The organism is Bradyrhizobium sp. CB82 (assembly GCF_029714405.1).
In the GTDB taxonomy this organism is placed as follows: Bacteria; Pseudomonadota; Alphaproteobacteria; order Rhizobiales; family Xanthobacteraceae; genus Bradyrhizobium.
In genome coordinates, this window is the sequence record NZ_CP121650.1 from 859891 (window position 1) to 876092 (window position 16202).

The window sequence follows — 16202 nt, forward strand, 5'->3', positions numbered from 1 at the left end:
AACGAAGGAGCCTTCCAATGCCCACCATCACCACCAAAGACGGCGTTGAGATCTTCTACAAGGACTGGGGCAACGGCCAGCCGATCGTGTTCAGCCACGGCTGGCCGCTGTCGTCGGACGACTGGGATGCCCAGATGCTGTTCTTCCTCAACCGCGGCTATCGCGTCATCGCCCATGACCGCCGCGGCCACGGCCGTTCCAGCCAGGTCGCCGACGGCCACGACATGGATCACTATGCCGACGATCTCGCGGCAGTGACGGCGCATCTCGACCTGAAGAGCGCGATTCATGTCGGTCATTCCACCGGTGGCGGCGAGGTCGTGCATTACATCGCCCGTCATGGCGAAAGTCGGGTGGCGAAGGCCGCGATCCTCTCCGCGGTGCCGCCCTTGATGGTGCAGACGCCGAGTAATCCCGGCGGCCTGCCGAAGAAAGTCTTCGACGATCTGCAGGCACAACTCGCGGCCGGTCGCTCGCAATTCTATCGCGATCTCGCGAGCGGCCCGTTCTACGGCTTCAATCGTCCGGGCGCGAAATCGTCGGAAGCCGTGATCCAGAACTGGTGGCGCCAAGGCATGATGGGCGGCGCCAAAGCGCATTACGACGGCATCGTCGCCTTCTCGCAGACCGACTTCACCGAAGATCTGCAGAAGATCAACGTGCCCGTCCTCGTCATGCACGGCGATGACGACCAGATCGTGCCTTACGCCGATTCCGCGCCGCTCTCGGCCAAACTTCTGAAGAACGGCACGCTGAAAACCTACAAGGGTTTTCCGCACGGCATGCCGACCACGGAAGCCGAGACGATCAACGCCGATCTGCTGGCTTTTTTCAAGGCATGAGGCGGGCGGTACATCAACAGGGTCGCTTGGTCGGCGAGCGCTCTTCTCCGCTTGTTGTGGGAGAAGGGGCACGTATCACTTAACCGTTTCAGGTTGCAAAATCATTGGCTTGCTCGGGTTCCGATGCGGCGTGCTCACAGCAGTATGCCCCTCTGCCAGTGTGAAGCGCTTCATACCACAACCTCTGGATGCCCCGCTAGAAAGATCAAACGGAGAGGCCACGGCACAATGGTACGAGGCACCCGACAACCCCTGCGAACGCACCGAAGGCAACTTCAATCTGTTATCGCTCAAATGGTGCACAGTTCGTTTGTCGCTCGGGGCCTCTTGCGGAAAACGGAGGAAGTCAAATGAGCAAGTACACAAAACTGGAAAGCGACCGAGCGCAGTATTCCAGGCCGCTCGGCGCGGACGAAATGTTGGCTCGCGAGACGGAGCGTTTGCGGCGCTTGCTTCCGGCCGAACTTGGGGCTCTCAAGTCTACCAACAGTTTTTCCCTGATCGGCGATCAACTCTCGGATCGCCAGCCGGAACTGAGCCGACTGAACGTGGCCAATCACTCGGCCTGGAGCGTGCATACGGGCGGGACCATCGTACGAGGGCTGCTGGGTGCTGACGGCAGCAGGCTCAGCCGAGAGGAGATTGCTGGCGCCGGTCGCGGCGCGTCCCGGGCGGCGCCCTTTCGTCCGGCTTGGGCGGAAGCTCGGCCGACGCCCCTGCTCTCGGTGGCACCACAGGAACAAAATCTCCGTCGCATAAACGGCAAACGTTTGCGGCCTCACGGATATGTATTCGGCGCGGATGATAGGCAGCCGTTCTATCCCTCGGGCTATCCGTGGCAATGCGTCGGAAAGCTGCTGGTATGGTCGGATCCGAGTTCGCCGTCACCTCAAATGACGGGAACCGGGACACTGGTCGGCCCCAATCTCGTGCTTACGGCCGGGCACATGGCGCCTTGGGGGAGTGATCCGTGGATGATGCAGTTCATCCCGGCCTACTACAATGGTGGATCGATCCTCGGCGCAGGGGTCTATTCCTACGTCCAGTCCTATCGTGGCAACAGCGGTGCCGACAGCAAGGCTTGGGACCATCTCTTATTGAAGCTCTATGATCCGATCGGGAGCTGGATCGGCTGGATGGGCACTCGAACGTACAATGACGATTGGGAAGACGACAATGTGTGGACGCTGGTGGGATACCCCGGCGCGGTCGCCGGTGCGCAACAGCCGTCCTGGCAAGGTGGGATCAGTTTCCACGACGATGACGAAGACGGGGATGCCATGGAGCTAGAAACTGACAATGGCGATTCCTCGCCGGGCGACTCAGGGGGGCCGTACTTCGCGCAGTGGGACGATGGCCCCCACATTGTCGGCGTCGATTCAGGCGGCGAAGAAGAGTACCAGTTTCCCTTCTCCACTCAGCAAAACAATATAGCCGCTGGTGGCAAGGCGGTCGTCGATTTGGTGCTGTGGGGCCAGGCGAATTGGCCGAGCGGGTAGATTCGTCCGGCGAGGTCGCAAGAGCCGCGCTCAAAACGCCACCTCGCCGCTCGACATGACTGGTGGTCAGCACAACTCCCCGCCGACGAAAGCGGAGTTACCGTTGACGCACAACGCGCGGGACCAGCGTTTTGCGTTGCTGCCGCCGTCTGGAGGATGGCCTCCGGGCGCTCGGGCCTGTAGCCTCTACGGAAACAGCCGCGATCTGGCGCGTTAAGGCGCAGTCCCGCGACTCCATGAGAGGTGCAGGCCGATGCCGCCCCAGCTCAAACTGATTGCGCTCGATGCCGACGACCTCGCGGTCATCTCCACCCATGTGCAGGACGCGCGGGTGCAGACCTCCGACATCATCTGGCGGCAAGGCGAGAAGCGCTTCGTGGTCGGCATGAACCGGCTGGACTGGGAGCAGACGTTGGACGGCGAGACCGAGCCGCGCCGGCTGGTCTCCGCACTCCGATTCGACCGCGTGCTTGCCTGCAAATCGCGCAATATCGACCTTGCCACGCCCGAGCGGGTTTTGGACCTGGTCGGCATCGAGTTTCACGGCCAAAGCGCCCCCGGCGGCAGCGCGCTGCTCCTGTTCGCCCATGGCGGCGCGATCCGGCTCGACGTCGAATGCCTGGAATGCGAGCTGACCGACCTGGGCACTGATGAGCTCGGGACGGGGGCGGGCGGGGACGAGGGTTGACGGCGGTGGCCCGCCGCGCCATTGAGCAGGGGAACTGATGACGCCGATCCACCCCCAACGACCAGCCAAAAGACCGCCGCAACATGCCCATTCGCCTCGACCGCAGCAGCGCCGATTTCGACCAGCGATTTGCGGCCTTCCTCGCCGCCAAGCGCGAGGTCTCGGCCGACGTCGAGGCTGCCGCGCGCGCCATCGTCGACGATGTGGCGAGGCGCGGCGACGCCGCGCTGATCGAGGCGACGCGCAAGTTCGACCGGCTAGAGCTCGATGCGGCCTCCTTGCGTGTCTCGGCCGCCGAGATCGAGGCCGCGGCGAAGGCCTGCGATGCCGCAACGCTGGATGCGCTCAAGCTCGCCCGCGACCGCATCGAGACCTATCACGCCCGCCAGCTGCCGAAGGACGAGCGCTTCACCGATCCGCTCGGCGTCGAACTCGGCTGGCGTTACAGCGCAATCGAATCGGCCGGCCTCTACGTGCCCGGCGGCACCGCGGCCTATCCGTCCTCGGTGCTGATGAATGCTGTGCCGGCCAAGGTCGCAGGCGTTGCGCGCCTCGTCATGGTGGTGCCGGCGCCCGACGGCAAGCTCAATCCGCTGGTGCTGGCCGCCGCCCATATCGGCGGCGTCAGCGAGATCTATCGCGTCGGCGGCGCGCAGGCGGTGGCCGCGCTCGCCTATGGCACCGCGACGATCGCGCCGGTGGCAAAAATCGTCGGCCCCGGCAACGCCTATGTCGCCGCCGCAAAACGGCTGGTGTTCGGCAAGGTCGGCATCGACATGATCGCCGGTCCCTCCGAGGTGCTGGTCATCGCCGACGATACCGGCAACGCCGACTGGATCGCCGCCGACCTGTTGGCGCAGGCCGAGCACGATGCGAGCGCGCAGTCGATCCTGATCACCGACTCCGCGCGGCTCGCCGCCGATGTCGAAAAGGCCGTCAATGCGCAATTGAAGACGTTGCCGCGCGCCGCGATCGCCGGCGCTTCGTGGGCCGATTTCGGCGCCATCATCACGGTGAAGAACCTGAGCGACGCCATCCCGCTTGCGGACGCCATCGCCGCCGAGCATCTCGAGATCATGACGACGGACCCGGACGCGCTCGCAGGCCAGATCCGCAATGCCGGCGCTGTGTTCCTCGGCGCGCACACGCCCGAAGCGATCGGCGACTACGTCGGCGGCTCCAATCACGTGCTGCCGACCGCGCGTTCGGCGCGGTTCTCTTCGGGGCTTTCGGTGCACGACTTCATGAAGCGTACCTCGATTTTGAAATGCGGCCCCGATCAGCTCCGCGCGCTCGGTCCCGCTGCGATCACGCTCGGCAAGGCGGAAGGGCTGGACGCCCATGCCCGCTCGGTGGGATTGCGCCTCAATCTGTCATGAACAAGCCCGCGCAGGACGACACGCAGAATCGCATCGTCGGCGTCACGCTCGACGAGGAATCGATCGGCCGCTCGGGGCCGGACATCGAGCATGAGCGCGCGATCGCGATCTACGATCTGATCGAGCAGAACCTGTTCGCGCCGGAAGGCGCCGATGGGGAGGGCCCTTTCACGCTGCACATCGGCATCACCGGCAACCGCTTGATGTTCGACATCCGCCGCGAGGACGGCACGCCGGTCGTGGCGCATCTGTTGTCGCTGACGCCGTTCCGGCGGATCGTGAAGGACTATTTCATGATCTGCGACAGCTACTATCAGGCGATCCGGACAGCGACGCCGGACAAGATCGAGGCCATCGACATGGGCCGCCGCGGCATCCATGACGAGGGATCGCGCACGCTCCAGGAACGGCTGAAGGGCAAGGTGCGGGTCGATTTCGAGACCTCGCGCCGGCTGTTCACCCTCATCACCGTCCTGCATTGGAAGGGCTAGGGCATGGCCCGGAAAAGTGTGCAGCGATTTTCCGACAAGGCCATGCCCTCTATCAAAAGAGGCTAAACGCGGATGGCTGCGCCCCCACGCGCACGCGATCCGCAATCGGTGCTGTTTGCCTGCGCGCTCAACAGTGTGCGCTCGCCGATGGCCGAAAGCCTGTTGCAGCACATGTTTCCGCACGGGCTCTACGTCAAATCCGCCGGCGCCAGGAAGGGCGAGCTCGATCCCTTCGCGGTTGCCGTGATGGCCGAGCTCGGGCAGGACATTTCCACCCACAAGCCGCAGACCTTCGAGGAACTGGAGGACTGGGAGGGACTGAATTTCGACCTCATCATCACGCTCTCGCCCGAGGCCCATCACAAGGCGCTGGAGCTGACGCGCACGCTCGCCGCCGATGTCGAATATTGGCCGACGCACGATCCGACCGGCACCGAAGGCAGCCGCGACCAGAAGCTGGCTGCCTATCGCGAGGTCTGCGACCAGCTCCTCCTGCGCATCCGCAAGCGGTTCGCGAAGGTCGGTGCGGCGAGTGGGTAAACACTCGTGCCCCGGACGCAACGCAGCGCGCTTCTCGCGATGCGCTGCAGAGCCGGGGCCCATCTGACCGCGAGCGCAAGCCCCTGGGTCCCGGCTCTGCGTCGCGTCATACGGGACGATGCTTCGCATCGCCCGGAATTGCCGCGCCGCGTCCGGGACACGAAGCTATCGTAACACCCGCGTCACAGACCGCAGGCACACGCATCTGAAGTCTTCTTCGAATCGCTTAAGTCCGGGTTCCCGGGTTGTGAAACCGGCCCCCTTCCGATAGGTTCCGCGCGCAATTCACCCCCTGCTTCGTCCCCCAAATCACCCGATGCTCGGCCGCCCAAAATTCGTTCTTGCCTCCGGTTCGCCACGGCGCCTGGCGCTGCTCAATCAGGCCGGCATCGAGCCCGATGCCTTGCGGCCGGCCGATGTCGACGAGACGCCGAGGCGGGGCGAGCTGCCACGCGCCTGCGCCAATCGCCTCGCCCGGGTCAAAGCCGATGCGGCACTCAAATCAGTGCAGCTCGACGACGAGCTGCGCGGCGCCTTCATCCTCTCGGCCGACACGGTGGTGGCTATCGGGCGCCGCATCCTGCCCAAGGCCAATCTCGTGGATGAGGCTGCACAATGCCTGCGGCTCTTGTCGGGCCGCAACCACCGCGTCTACACCGCGATTTGCCTGGTCACGCCGCGTGAGGCCTTCCGCCAGCGCCTGGTCGAGACCCGCGTTCGCTTCAAGCGCCTCTCCGAGGACGACATCCAGGCCTATATCGGCTCCGGCGAATGGCGCGGCAAAGCCGGCGGCTACGCTGTGCAGGGCATTGCCGGCTCCTTCGTGGTCAAGATGGTCGGCTCCTACTCCAACGTCGTCGGCCTACCGCTCTACGAAACCACCACGCTCTTGGGCGGCGAAGGCTTCCCCATCCGCTTCGGCTGGCTCAACGCCATCGGCGTCTGAGCCCCCTCCCACAAAAATCTCGAAAACAACCCCATGCAAAGGAGGGGGCCCGGCCTGACGGCCCCTTTGCGAAGCTCGAATTGAGGTCGAGCCACATCCCCCGGTACGCTCCATCCCCCCTTGCGGGGAGGCATCGGCGGCCTGCGGCGGCGGTCGCCAAGAGAGCGCCGATGCGGAGCATCGGCTATGGAGGCGTGCCGCGAGGCCCGCTGGCCGCCATCCTAGAACCACCTGCTGCGGTGCCCTTTACCTCGTATTAGACTGCCCCCCATCATGGACGACCAAGTCAAAAAGCCCGCCGGCCCGCTCAAGTCCTGCCCGATCTGCGGCAAGCCCCAGTCGCAGGCCACCCGCCCGTTCTGCTCCTCGCGCTGTCGCGACGTCGACCTCAACCGCTGGCTCAAAGGCGCCTACGTCATTCCCGGCCGCGACGATGAAGTCGATGACGTCGAATAGTTTAGTAATATCAAATGTTTAACTGAAATGAACGGAGCGTCTGGCGGAGCCCTCCCAACCCCGCCCCCAGCTTGTGCACAGCCGGGCCGCCCCGGCGAAGCCTTCAGGCGAAGCCGGGTGGACAGGCCGCCCCGAGCCCACTATAAACCGCCCGCTCGATGGGCCTTGGCCCCTCTCTTGGAGCACGCCCAGGTAGCTCAGTTGGTAGAGCATGCGACTGAAAATCGCAGTGTCGGTGGTTCGATTCCGCCCCTGGGCACCAGCCTTCGCTGCCAGCTACGGCTCGGCAGGCCCATCTCCGCTCTCGTAGCGAAGCGGCAAAGGCTGTCGCGCTGGAGCCTTGGCGGAGGCGGGATTAGCTCAGCAGGCTATCTCCACCCCAGCAACTTCCACGTGCGGCGAGATTCCTCGTCTCCGCGTCATCAAGTCTCGCTTCGTTCAACCCATCGTGTTGTACCCGTCAGTCCGCGGCTGATATGCTTCCTTGATCAGGACAGTAATTGCAGTCCGCAAGCAGACTTCGTGGCGATGTCGGCCTTCTGATCGGATATCGATCCCGCTCGCGCTTTTTTTGATGCTCAACGAATTTTAAAGAAATTCATTCGCGGCTGCCTCGTCCTCACAATGGGAGATGTGCCATGGCTGCATCGGACTGGCGTCTCGAAGGCGAGTGGATCAAGAATTGTACGTGCGCATTTGGCTGCCCCTGCGACTTCAACGCCCCGCCGACCCAGGGCTATTGCAAGGGCATGGTCGGCATGAGGATCAGCAAGGGACATTTCGACGGGACCAGGCTCGATGGCCTGTGTTTCGCAGCCACGGTCCATTTCCCCGGAGCGCTGCATGAAGGCAATGGCAAAATGCAGCCGATCATCGATGAGCGTGCAACGCCGGAACAGCGCCAGGCGCTGTTTGACATCTTCTCCGGCAAGCATTCCGCCGAGGGGACGCTGTTCCACATCCTCAGCCTGATCGTGACCACCATTCACGATCCCGTCTTTGCGCCGTTCGAATTTTCCTTCGACAAGGAGGGGCGCGTCGCCAAGCTCGTCGTCAAGGGCGTGCTGGAGACGGACGTCGAACCGATCAAGAACCCGGTAACCGGTGCGCCGCATCGCATTCAGGTGGTCGTGCCCGAGGGCTTCGAGCACCGGGCCGCCGAGGTCGCATCGGCCGACATCCGCTCGACAGGTGCGATCAAGTTCGAAACGAAGGGCACGCACAGCTCTCTCGCCAACGTCGTGCAGACGCCGGATGGCGTTGCCGCCTGATGGCCTGATTCGCCGTTCCGACTTGCCGCGCCGTCAGTGAGGGGCTCATGAACGGGCCAGGTGTGCTCGAATATAGCGTGCTCGAACAGGTGTTACGTCGCGATCGCCTGATCGTTGCGGTCGGGCTTGTCGCGGTGGTGGCGCTCGCCTGGGCCTATCTGGCTGTCGGCGCCGGCATGGATACCGAGATGATGGCCGACATGCCGGACATGGCGCCGATGCCATGGACGCCGGTCTATGCCGCGCTGCTGTTCGTCATGTGGTGGGTGATGATGATCGCAATGATGGTGCCGAGCGCGGCGCCCACCGTGCTGCTCTACGCGGCCATCAGGCGCAAGCGCGCGACAGCGCCGGGCACCGCGGCGGAAGCCTGGGTCTTTCTCGCGGGCTATCTCGCGATATGGGCCGGGTTCAGCCTCGTTGCGGTCATGGCACAATGGTCGCTCGAACATTTGGGGCTGTTGTCCATGGCAATGACAAGTACCAGCGCGGTGTTGGGCGGCGCCATTCTGATCGCCGCGGGGCTCTACCAGTTCACGCCGCTCAAGCGTGCCTGCCTTCGCTACTGTCAGAGCCCGCTGCTGTTCCTCAGCCAGAACTGGCGGCCAGGCACGATTGGGGCACTCGGCATGGGACTTCGCCACGGCGGCTATTGCGTCGGCTGCTGCTGGTTTCTGATGGCGTTACTGTTCGTCAGCGGCGTGATGAATCTTGTCTGGATCATCGGCATAGCCGTCTACGTCGCCTGCGAGAAACTGTTGCCGTTTGGTGGAAGGCTCAGCCATGCGGCCGGAGCGGCCCTCATCATATCAGGCGCGATTCTGCTCGCGCGCGCGACGTGATCTGCGTGACACGCATTGTTGTGCCGGTTACGGCGGTTGTTTTCGATGCCGAGGGGAGGGAGGTGATTGCACGAATTTGCGAGCGCGGATTTCCTTTCGAATTTCATCACGCGAAATCCACCTTTGTTGCAAGGAGTAGGTCAATGGCATCCAATCTCGAGATCGCAAAGAAGGGCTACGAGCTTTTTCAGCAGGGCGACATTGCAACGCTCGTCAACGACATGATGGCGGACGATTGTACCTGGATATCGCCCGGCCCGAGGGATAAATTGCCCTGGGCTGGCCAAGTCAGGGGAAAACAGGAGATTGCCGGCTTCTTCGCGAAGATCGCCGAGAACATCGAGTTCTCCGAGTTCGCGCCGCGCGAGATGATCGAGCAGGGCGACACCGTCGTTGTCCTGGGCTCGGCCTCCGGTCGGATGAAGAAGACGGGCAAGATCAGCAAGAATGAATGGGCTCACGTGCTGAAATACCGCCAGGGAAAGCTGGTGTTCTTTCAGGAGTATTACGACACGGCCACGGAAATCGCCGCGATGTCGTGACGACAGGCGTGAGGGTCGCGAAGGGCGGCGTCGCTTGCGTCCTTCATGCGACGCGCATTGTTGAGCCCTCTCCCCTTGCGGGAGAGGGCTGCTCCGCCATCAGCCACATTCTCGCCCGTCTCGCCAGTTACGCGGCCAGAGACACCCTCCCACAACAAGAAGAGCGGGGAGGAAGCGTGCCTCCATTCACATGATCGTCATGCGCGCGCTTGGCCACGCATCTATCCCCCTCCAAACGCGCATGCGCGTCGACCAATGGATTGCGCTACAGTGGGGCCCATCACGATACTGCCGAGATCGCCGGTCCCCGCGAGGCCCCCATGCTCCCCATTCCCGCCGACATCTTCACCGAGCCTGACGACGTCTCCCCCGACGGTCTCGCCAATCTCGGCCCGCTGCGCCCTCTCGCCGGGGTCTGGCAGGCGGACAAGGGCATCGACATCAACCCGAAGGCCGCTGGGCCGGAGCGGCGGACGTTCATCGAGCATATCCGGATGGACCCGATCGATCCGCAGGCCAACGGGCCGCAGCTGTTCTATGGGCTGCGCTATCACATCCACATCAACACGCCCGAGGAAGACATCACCTTCCACGACCAGGTCGGCTACTGGCTGTGGGAGCCGGCGACCGGACTGATCATGCAGACGCTGGCGATACCGCGCGGCCAGGTCTTGCTCGCATCGGGCAAGGCCTCGCCCGATGACAGAAAAATCTCCGTCACGGCGAAGCGCGGCGAGACGGCTTACGGGATCTGCTCGACCGGCTTTTTGGAACAAGCCTTCCGCACCGACAGTTACCGCTGCGACATCACGTTCAACGATGATGGAAGCTGGACCTATCTCATCCAGACCGAGCTTTTCGTCAGAGGCGCGCCGTTCAATCATCACGACACCAGCACGCTCAAGCTGGTGGCGCCGCCAAAGCTCAATCCGCTGGCGGTGATCCTGAACGATCGCGCCAAGAATGATCGCGCGACAGGCGATGAGCCGGCGGCTTGAGAGTATCCTGGAGATTTGCATGAAGCCTTACGTCATCTGCCTGATGGCCTCCAGCGTCGATGGCCGCGTGCATCACAGCCGCTGGCGTCCGAAGGGCGCGGGCTCGGAGTGGTTCGAGCGGATTCATGACGAACTCGGCGGCGATGCCTGGCTGATCGGCCGCGTTACCGGCTCGGAGTTTGCCAAGGGCAAGCCGTATCCCACGTCAACGAACGCGAAGGTCCCGCGCGAAAACTGGTTTGCGCGGCGCGATGCAAAAGCCTATGGCGTCGTGCTCGATGCGCACGGCAAGATCGGCTGGGGCCGCTCGGACATCGGCGGCGATCCCATCGTCGCGGTGCTGACCGAGCGCGTGTCGGATGCGCATCTGGCAGGGCTCCGCGGCGAGGGCGTGTCCTACATCTTCGCCGGCAAATCAGAGATCGATCTTGCGCTGACGCTCGACGTCCTCAATCGCGAACTCGGCGTGAAGCGGCTGCTGCTGGAAGGCGGCGGCGCTGCCAATGGCGCATTTTTGCGCGCGGGCCTGATCGACGAGCTGAACCTGATCCTCTGTCCGGCGGTGGACGGCGCCAGGGGCGCGCCGATCGTGTTCGACTCGATTGAGGCCGAGAGCGAGCAGCGTGCGCCCGTCACCGCGATGACGCTCGAGAGCACGCGGCCGCTCGGTGGCGGCGTACTGCTGCTGCGTTATCTCCTCCAGAACGATCCGAACGCCGCAGGCCAATAAAGCAACGGCATGTCGCGAAAGTCCTCCCACATCATCATCGTCGGCGCCGGCGCGGCCGGCCTCATGGCGGCGCGCGAGCTCGCCCGTGCCCGTCGGCGTGTGACGATCCTGGAGGCGCGCGACCGCTGCGGCGGGCGCATCCATCCGCTTCCCGCTGCCGAGTTCGGGTATGAAGCGGCCGGCGGCGCCGAGTTCGTCCATGGCGAGGCGCCGGTCACGCGCGCACTGCTCGCCGACGCCGGACTTTCGCTTGAGCCGATCGAAGGGACGCAATGGAGCTTTGAGGGCGGAAAGCTTTCGCGCGAGGCGCGCCACGATCCGCACGAGGCCGAGCTTCACCGGGCGCTAAAGGCGTTGAAGCACGACCTGACCGTCGCCGAATTTTTGCACCGGTATTTTGCAGGCAGCCAATACGAGTCGCTGCGTCAGTCCATCACGCGGGTGGTGGTAGGTTACGACGCCGCCGATCCCGCGCGCGCCAGCACGCTGGCGCTGCGCGAGGAATGGATGGTGGACGTCGGACGGCATACACAGGCGCGCATCGTCGGCGGCTATGGCGCCCTCATCGAACATTTGGAGGCGGAGTGCCGCGCCCGCGACGTCACCATTCGTCTTGGCTCGGTCGTATCGGGGATCGAGGAGGCCGATGCCGGCGTCGTCATCCATTGCGCCAACGGCGAGGTGCATCGCAGCGACGCCGTCGTCCTCACCGTGCCGCTGCCGCTGCTCAAGGAGATCGCGCTGCCGTGCGCTGCCCGCGAGAAGGCCGCGGCCGCGGCGGATATTGGTTTCGGCAACGTCATCAAGATCCTGCTGCGTTTCGAGCGGCGCTGGTGGCTCGATCGGCAGGCGGATCTCTCTGACCTGACCTTCCTGCTCTCGGATGAAAAAATCCCGGTGTGGTGGACGCAGCATCCGGCGGAGCACGTCGTGCTCACCGGCTGGTTCGGCGGCCCGCAGACGGCCAGCCTTGCCAGCCTCACCGAGCCGGAGCTGATCCGGACCGGTCTTGCTTCTTTGGCTGGCATCTTCGGCCTTTCGCCTGATGATCTGGCGCAAAAGCTCGTCGCTGCTCGCGCGATCAACTGGGCCCACGATCCCTTTGCGCGCGGCGCCTATTCCTGGGCCAAGCCGCAAACGCGGGATGCGCAGGCGATGCTCGCAAGCGCGGATGGCACGGCCGTGCTGTTCTCCGGCGAAGCCCTCTACCGTGGCCGCGACATGGGCACCGTCGAGGCCGCGCTGGCGAGCGGGCAGGAGACGGCGCGGATCATCCTCCGCAAATAGGTCGGGGCTATAACATGCAGCCCTGTCGTGAACTCGGCCTCATGGTTCGAGACGCGCCGCAAAGCTGCGCTGCTCGCCATGAGGATCGGGGATTTCGCCGCGAAACAAGACTTCATCCCGAGGAGCCCGCCAAAGGCGGGCGTCTCGAAGGATGGGCCGCAAGGAAACCGATTCGCAGCCGCGCTTAGCTCGCCATCCACGCTATGGCCCGTCGGATCGCCAAGCCGACCGCCACCGCAAGCAGCACACTGCCGAGGCCTCGATCACGCGCGCGACTTTCGGACGTATTGCAGAACAAAGCAACCGCGTTGCTGCTGCCAAAATCTGGCACTTGGGGTGATAGGTCTTGCGTCATCCCCGCACCATGGCCGGGGCGATAGCGGAGGATGGAGGATGACGAAGAGCTGGATCGCGGTGGCTTCCGCCCGGCACGTCCGGATCGGACGTGCGCACGGCTTCATGCAGGTCTGTCACGGCAAGGGCGCACCCCTGCGGCGGATCTCGCCGGGCGATCACGTCGCCTACTACTCGCCGACCGAAACCTTCGGCGGCAGCGATCGGCTCCAGGCCTTTACCGCGATCGGTGTGGTCAAGCCGGGCGTGCCTTACCAGGCCGACATGGGCGGCGGCTTCCACCCGTTCCGCCGCGATGTGGCGTGGACTGAGGCTGCCGAGGTGCCGATCCGGCCGCTGCTGATGAGCCTCGCCTTCACGCGCGACAATCCGAACTGGGGCTACATGCTGCGTCTCGGCTTGTTCGAGATTTTGGACGAGGACATGGAGCTGATCCGCCATGTGGCGACGTCCAGCCGGCCGCTGCTGCTGGCTTGAACGCGCCGACGCATGCGATGCGTAGATCGGGCAGCCCAAACAAAAAACCCGCATTGCGGCGGGCTTTTCTTCTCACCAGCGGTAGCCGCCGTAATAGCCGTGTGGCCTGCCGTGGTAGCCATGCGGCCGCGGATTGTAACCGTAGCTCCGGTAATACGGGCGATAATGCCCATGAGGCCGCCAATGATGGCGCGGGCCATGCCACTGATGATGCCAGCCTTGCGCGCTGATGTCGGTCGGCTGGCTGGCCTGCATGTGTGGCCTTGCCGCGCCCTTGTCGGCGGCGTTCGCCGCGGATGAACCAGCGACCGCCGCAGCGGCAACAGCTATCGCCGCAAAGAGACTCTTCATTCCGTCACTCACTCCAATTGATGTGTGCGGCGATAACGGGATGAGTCACGCGTGCGTTCCGGCGACAAAGTGCCGCCTTGCCCGGTGCCTTGCCGGCGTAGAATCGCCGCAAAGCTTAAAGTGCGGCATCACGGATGCGGATCAGGAAAGCCGTGCCGCTCGGTGAGCGCGGCCAAGATCTTGTCCTTGTCGGCGACGAACGCGCGCCCTTTGTGGCTGCCAGTCTGATGCGGCGACGTCGCGCCGTCAGCGAGCACAAGCAGCGGCAGCCATTGATTCGTTTCGCCCACGAGGTCGATGACGGCCTGCCGCGGCCGCGCCCAGGCGATGCGCACGACGTCGATCTCGTTGGCAAGATCGGGAAACGAGGCCAGCACGCCCTCGATCAGCGCGCAGTGCCAGCAATAGAAGCTTTGGCCTGGATAGGCAGGGTCGGCAAAGCCAGGGCGGACCAGAAACAAACGATCGCGCGTCATGGGGATCAGGTCTTCCTGCCGAACCCTAGGGATAGTTCAGCAAGAAAGCCCAACCTTCAGGAAGTCAAGGACTGAACGCATTGCCCGCCAGCCGCGACAGATGCACGATTGTTTCGTCACGAGTCCGGCCAAAGAATACTGTCATGAAACGCGCTGCCATCGTCTGCCTCACCTCGCTGCTTGCCCTTCACGCAGGCGCGGCGTCCGCGAAGTCGATCACCTGCTCCTACCCGGCAGACCAGGAGCTGACGTTCGAGGTGCCAAAAAAGCAGGGTGGCCTGCCGCCGATCGACTTCGACTACCCGTCAAAAGTCACGCTGTTCAGCTTCCGCGATGACAATCTCCTGGTCGTTGCCATGGACGAATCGGACAAGAGCCGCGTCCGGGTGGTGATCTCGGCGCAGCGCGACAAGGCCAAAGGCATCTACGCCGGGCAGATCGTGACCGACCTCGGCGGCAACCAGCTCATGCTCGATAACGGCCCGGTCACCTGCAAGGTGAAGGGATAACGGCGAGGGCCATCATGCTGCCGATTGCATTCTTGGGCCCGGCCATGGCGCTTCGCGCCTCTCCCCATCGGGCGGGCATGCGAAGAGGTTACTTGAACGGATCCTGGATCGACGGCGAGGACTGCCGGACGCGGCGCACGCTCACCGGCGTGCCGTCGGAGACGAACAGCAGTTCGTACCTGCGGCCTTCGCTGTCGGTCGCGGTGCAGGTGATGTTCGAGACCTGCCGGGCGGCGAAATTGCCGGTCTGGCGGCAGACGCCGGTGGAGGTCTGCTCGGCCGGGACCGGCAGGCCGTCGACCCGGGGCCGGTCCTTGGAATTGAGCAGCATGCGGTCGATCGGCAGCTCATAGGAATTGTCGTCCGCGCGCTTGCCGTTCTCGCCCGAGAACGAGACGACGTGGCTGTCATCAGTGGGGTCGTCGACCGCGACCGCGAAATTGACCCGGCCCTTGTCGCCATGGGCGTAGGCCACCGTCTTGCAGGCGAACTCGCGCCCGGCGATCCGCAAGGTCTTGCACTGACCCGATATCAGCGCCAAGAGGTCGATGAAGGAGTTTTGCGGCTGCGTCTCGTTGACCCGGATGGGGTGGGAAGACCCCGCAAAACAAGGAGTTGCGAGAGCGATCAGGCTCGCGGCCAGAGCCGGTCGGAAGCGGCGCATGATGGGGCCCCCATGGCGCGTGGCGGAAACGGAAAAGTTCCGTGCATCAACCATCGAACCACCAATGAGTTGCGATCCCGTTCGTTGCGCGAAGCACATGCCCGTCTGGAATACCACCGCGCCACCCCTGGAGCATGATCCGGAAAGTGTGCAGCGGTTTTCCGAAAAGACGATGCTCAAACAATAATCTAAAGCGCGATGACGATTATTCCAATCTCATCGCGCGCTTTAGGCGATTCGCGAAACCGCCTCACCGCCGTCCCGGCGCGCACTTGTCGCCAGGGCCATGTTTTTTTCGTGGCGAAGCTTGCCGCCGCCACCGCCCTCCGGCAGTCTTTCCGGAAATCTACGGGGAGGCTTCGCATGTCCAAGGTCATCCCGAGCCGCGTCGCCGGCCGGATCGAAGGCGATTTCGTCGTGTTCCTGATCGGCATGCGCGTCAACAAGCCGTGGGCGCTCCACAAATGGCTGCCGGTCGCGCTCGCCATGCCGAGGATGATCAAGGAGCTGGAAAAGGCTTCGCCCGAGGTCGGCTTCCTCGGCCACACCGAGCTCGGCCTCCTCAACATGGTGCAGTATTGGCGGAGCTTTGATCATCTGGAGCGCTACGCCAAGGCGCGCGACGCGCAGCATTGGCCGGCCTGGGTCGATTTCAACCGGCGGATGAAGGAGACCCGCGGTGACGTCGGCATCTGGCATGAGACCTACTGCGTCCACGCCGGCGACTATGAGGCGATCTATAGCGGCATGCCCCCATTCGGGCTCGGTAAGGCGGGCGCCTCCGCCGAGGTCAACGCGACCACCGATAGCGCGCGGCAGCGGCTCGGCGCGGCGTAAGCGCTGTTCTCGCTCCGCCGAAT

General features: G+C 64.0%; 20 protein-coding genes and 1 tRNA gene. 18 read left to right on the forward strand and 3 right to left on the reverse strand.

From position 1 onward, the window contains the following. The first annotated feature begins 17 nt into the window (after positions 1 to 17). The 16 genes from QA640_RS04050 (at position 18) to QA640_RS04125 (ending at position 13342) form a co-directional block, all read left to right on the forward strand. Positions 18 to 842 (forward strand): alpha/beta hydrolase, encoded by an 825-nt coding sequence (locus tag QA640_RS04050; RefSeq protein WP_283039480.1) that lies wholly within the window; start codon positions 18 to 20, stop codon positions 840 to 842. A gap of 350 nt (positions 843 to 1192) precedes the next feature. Next, entirely contained in the window at positions 1193 to 2341 is a 1149-nt protein-coding gene (locus QA640_RS04055) for a trypsin-like serine protease (protein WP_283039481.1), read from the forward strand. A gap of 253 nt (positions 2342 to 2594) precedes the next feature. Then, the gene (locus tag QA640_RS04060) at positions 2595 to 3029 is read left to right on the forward strand and encodes a DUF2948 family protein (protein ID WP_283039482.1); all 435 of its coding nucleotides are present in this window, start codon (positions 2595 to 2597) and stop codon (positions 3027 to 3029) included. An 83-nt stretch (positions 3030 to 3112) separates the two neighbouring features. Beyond that, positions 3113 to 4408, forward strand: coding sequence for a histidinol dehydrogenase (hisD, locus tag QA640_RS04065; RefSeq protein ID WP_283039483.1), 1296 nt, complete (start codon positions 3113 to 3115; stop codon positions 4406 to 4408). Further along, positions 4405 to 4899 carry a UPF0262 family protein gene (locus QA640_RS04070; RefSeq protein ID WP_283039484.1) on the forward strand — a complete coding sequence of 165 codons (495 nt, stop codon included), beginning with the start codon at positions 4405 to 4407 and terminating at the stop codon, positions 4897 to 4899. The genes hisD and QA640_RS04070 overlap by 4 nt, the downstream gene beginning before the upstream one ends. 72 nt (positions 4900 to 4971) lie before the next feature. Beyond that, the gene (locus tag QA640_RS04075; protein WP_283039485.1) at positions 4972 to 5439 is read left to right on the forward strand and encodes a low molecular weight phosphatase family protein; all 468 of its coding nucleotides are present in this window, start codon (positions 4972 to 4974) and stop codon (positions 5437 to 5439) included. Positions 5440 to 5755: 316 nt separating this feature from the next. Next, a complete protein-coding gene (locus QA640_RS04080) occupies positions 5756 to 6385 on the forward strand; it encodes a Maf-like protein (protein WP_283039486.1) in 630 nt (209 codons plus the stop codon). A gap of 273 nt (positions 6386 to 6658) precedes the next feature. Next, positions 6659 to 6841, forward strand: coding sequence for a DNA gyrase inhibitor YacG (yacG, locus tag QA640_RS04085; RefSeq protein ID WP_283039487.1), 183 nt, complete (start codon positions 6659 to 6661; stop codon positions 6839 to 6841). Between the two features lie 186 nt (positions 6842 to 7027). Continuing rightward, a tRNA-Phe gene (locus QA640_RS04090) sits at positions 7028 to 7103 on the forward strand. Positions 7104 to 7479: 376 nt separating this feature from the next. Continuing rightward, positions 7480 to 8112, forward strand: a complete 633-nt coding sequence (locus QA640_RS04095; protein ID WP_283039488.1) for a DUF1326 domain-containing protein — start codon at positions 7480 to 7482, stop codon at positions 8110 to 8112. A 47-nt stretch (positions 8113 to 8159) separates the two neighbouring features. Continuing rightward, positions 8160 to 8954 carry a DUF2182 domain-containing protein gene (locus tag QA640_RS04100; protein WP_283039489.1) on the forward strand — a complete coding sequence of 265 codons (795 nt, stop codon included), beginning with the start codon at positions 8160 to 8162 and terminating at the stop codon, positions 8952 to 8954. A gap of 143 nt (positions 8955 to 9097) precedes the next feature. Next, positions 9098 to 9496 carry a nuclear transport factor 2 family protein gene (locus QA640_RS04105; RefSeq protein WP_283039490.1) on the forward strand — a complete coding sequence of 133 codons (399 nt, stop codon included), beginning with the start codon at positions 9098 to 9100 and terminating at the stop codon, positions 9494 to 9496. A gap of 320 nt (positions 9497 to 9816) precedes the next feature. After that, the gene (locus QA640_RS04110) at positions 9817 to 10494 is read left to right on the forward strand and encodes a heme-binding beta-barrel domain-containing protein (RefSeq protein WP_283039491.1); all 678 of its coding nucleotides are present in this window, start codon (positions 9817 to 9819) and stop codon (positions 10492 to 10494) included. Between the two features lie 19 nt (positions 10495 to 10513). Continuing rightward, positions 10514 to 11224 (forward strand): dihydrofolate reductase family protein, encoded by a 711-nt coding sequence (locus QA640_RS04115; RefSeq protein ID WP_283039492.1) that lies wholly within the window; start codon positions 10514 to 10516, stop codon positions 11222 to 11224. A 9-nt stretch (positions 11225 to 11233) separates the two neighbouring features. Further along, a complete protein-coding gene (locus QA640_RS04120) occupies positions 11234 to 12511 on the forward strand; it encodes an NAD(P)/FAD-dependent oxidoreductase (protein ID WP_283039493.1) in 1278 nt (425 codons plus the stop codon). 393 nt (positions 12512 to 12904) lie between these two features. After that, the gene (locus QA640_RS04125) at positions 12905 to 13342 is read left to right on the forward strand and encodes an EVE domain-containing protein (RefSeq protein ID WP_283039494.1); all 438 of its coding nucleotides are present in this window, start codon (positions 12905 to 12907) and stop codon (positions 13340 to 13342) included. Positions 13343 to 13414: 72 nt separating this feature from the next. On the opposite strand, the gene QA640_RS04130 is transcribed toward QA640_RS04125, so the two are convergent. Both QA640_RS04130 and QA640_RS04135 read right to left on the reverse strand, forming a co-directional pair. After that, the gene (locus QA640_RS04130; protein WP_283039495.1) at positions 13415 to 13693 is read right to left on the reverse strand and encodes a hypothetical protein; all 279 of its coding nucleotides are present in this window, start codon (positions 13691 to 13693) and stop codon (positions 13415 to 13417) included. A 128-nt stretch (positions 13694 to 13821) separates the two neighbouring features. Further along, positions 13822 to 14169, reverse strand: coding sequence for a DUF3088 domain-containing protein (locus QA640_RS04135; protein WP_283039496.1), 348 nt, complete (start codon positions 14167 to 14169; stop codon positions 13822 to 13824). 143 nt (positions 14170 to 14312) lie between these two features. Between QA640_RS04135 and QA640_RS04140 the strand changes: the two genes are divergently transcribed. Next, positions 14313 to 14678, forward strand: a complete 366-nt coding sequence (locus QA640_RS04140; RefSeq protein WP_283039497.1) for a hypothetical protein — start codon at positions 14313 to 14315, stop codon at positions 14676 to 14678. 88 nt (positions 14679 to 14766) lie between these two features. Here QA640_RS04140 and QA640_RS04145 read toward each other — a convergent pair whose 3' ends face one another. Next, complete coding sequence (locus QA640_RS04145) at positions 14767 to 15342, reverse strand: hypothetical protein (RefSeq protein WP_283039498.1); 576 nt, start codon at positions 15340 to 15342, stop codon at positions 14767 to 14769. 363 nt (positions 15343 to 15705) lie between these two features. Between QA640_RS04145 and QA640_RS04150 the strand changes: the two genes are divergently transcribed. Further along, positions 15706 to 16179 (forward strand): DUF4188 domain-containing protein, encoded by a 474-nt coding sequence (locus QA640_RS04150; RefSeq protein ID WP_283039499.1) that lies wholly within the window; start codon positions 15706 to 15708, stop codon positions 16177 to 16179. Positions 16180 to 16202 lie beyond the last annotated feature (23 nt).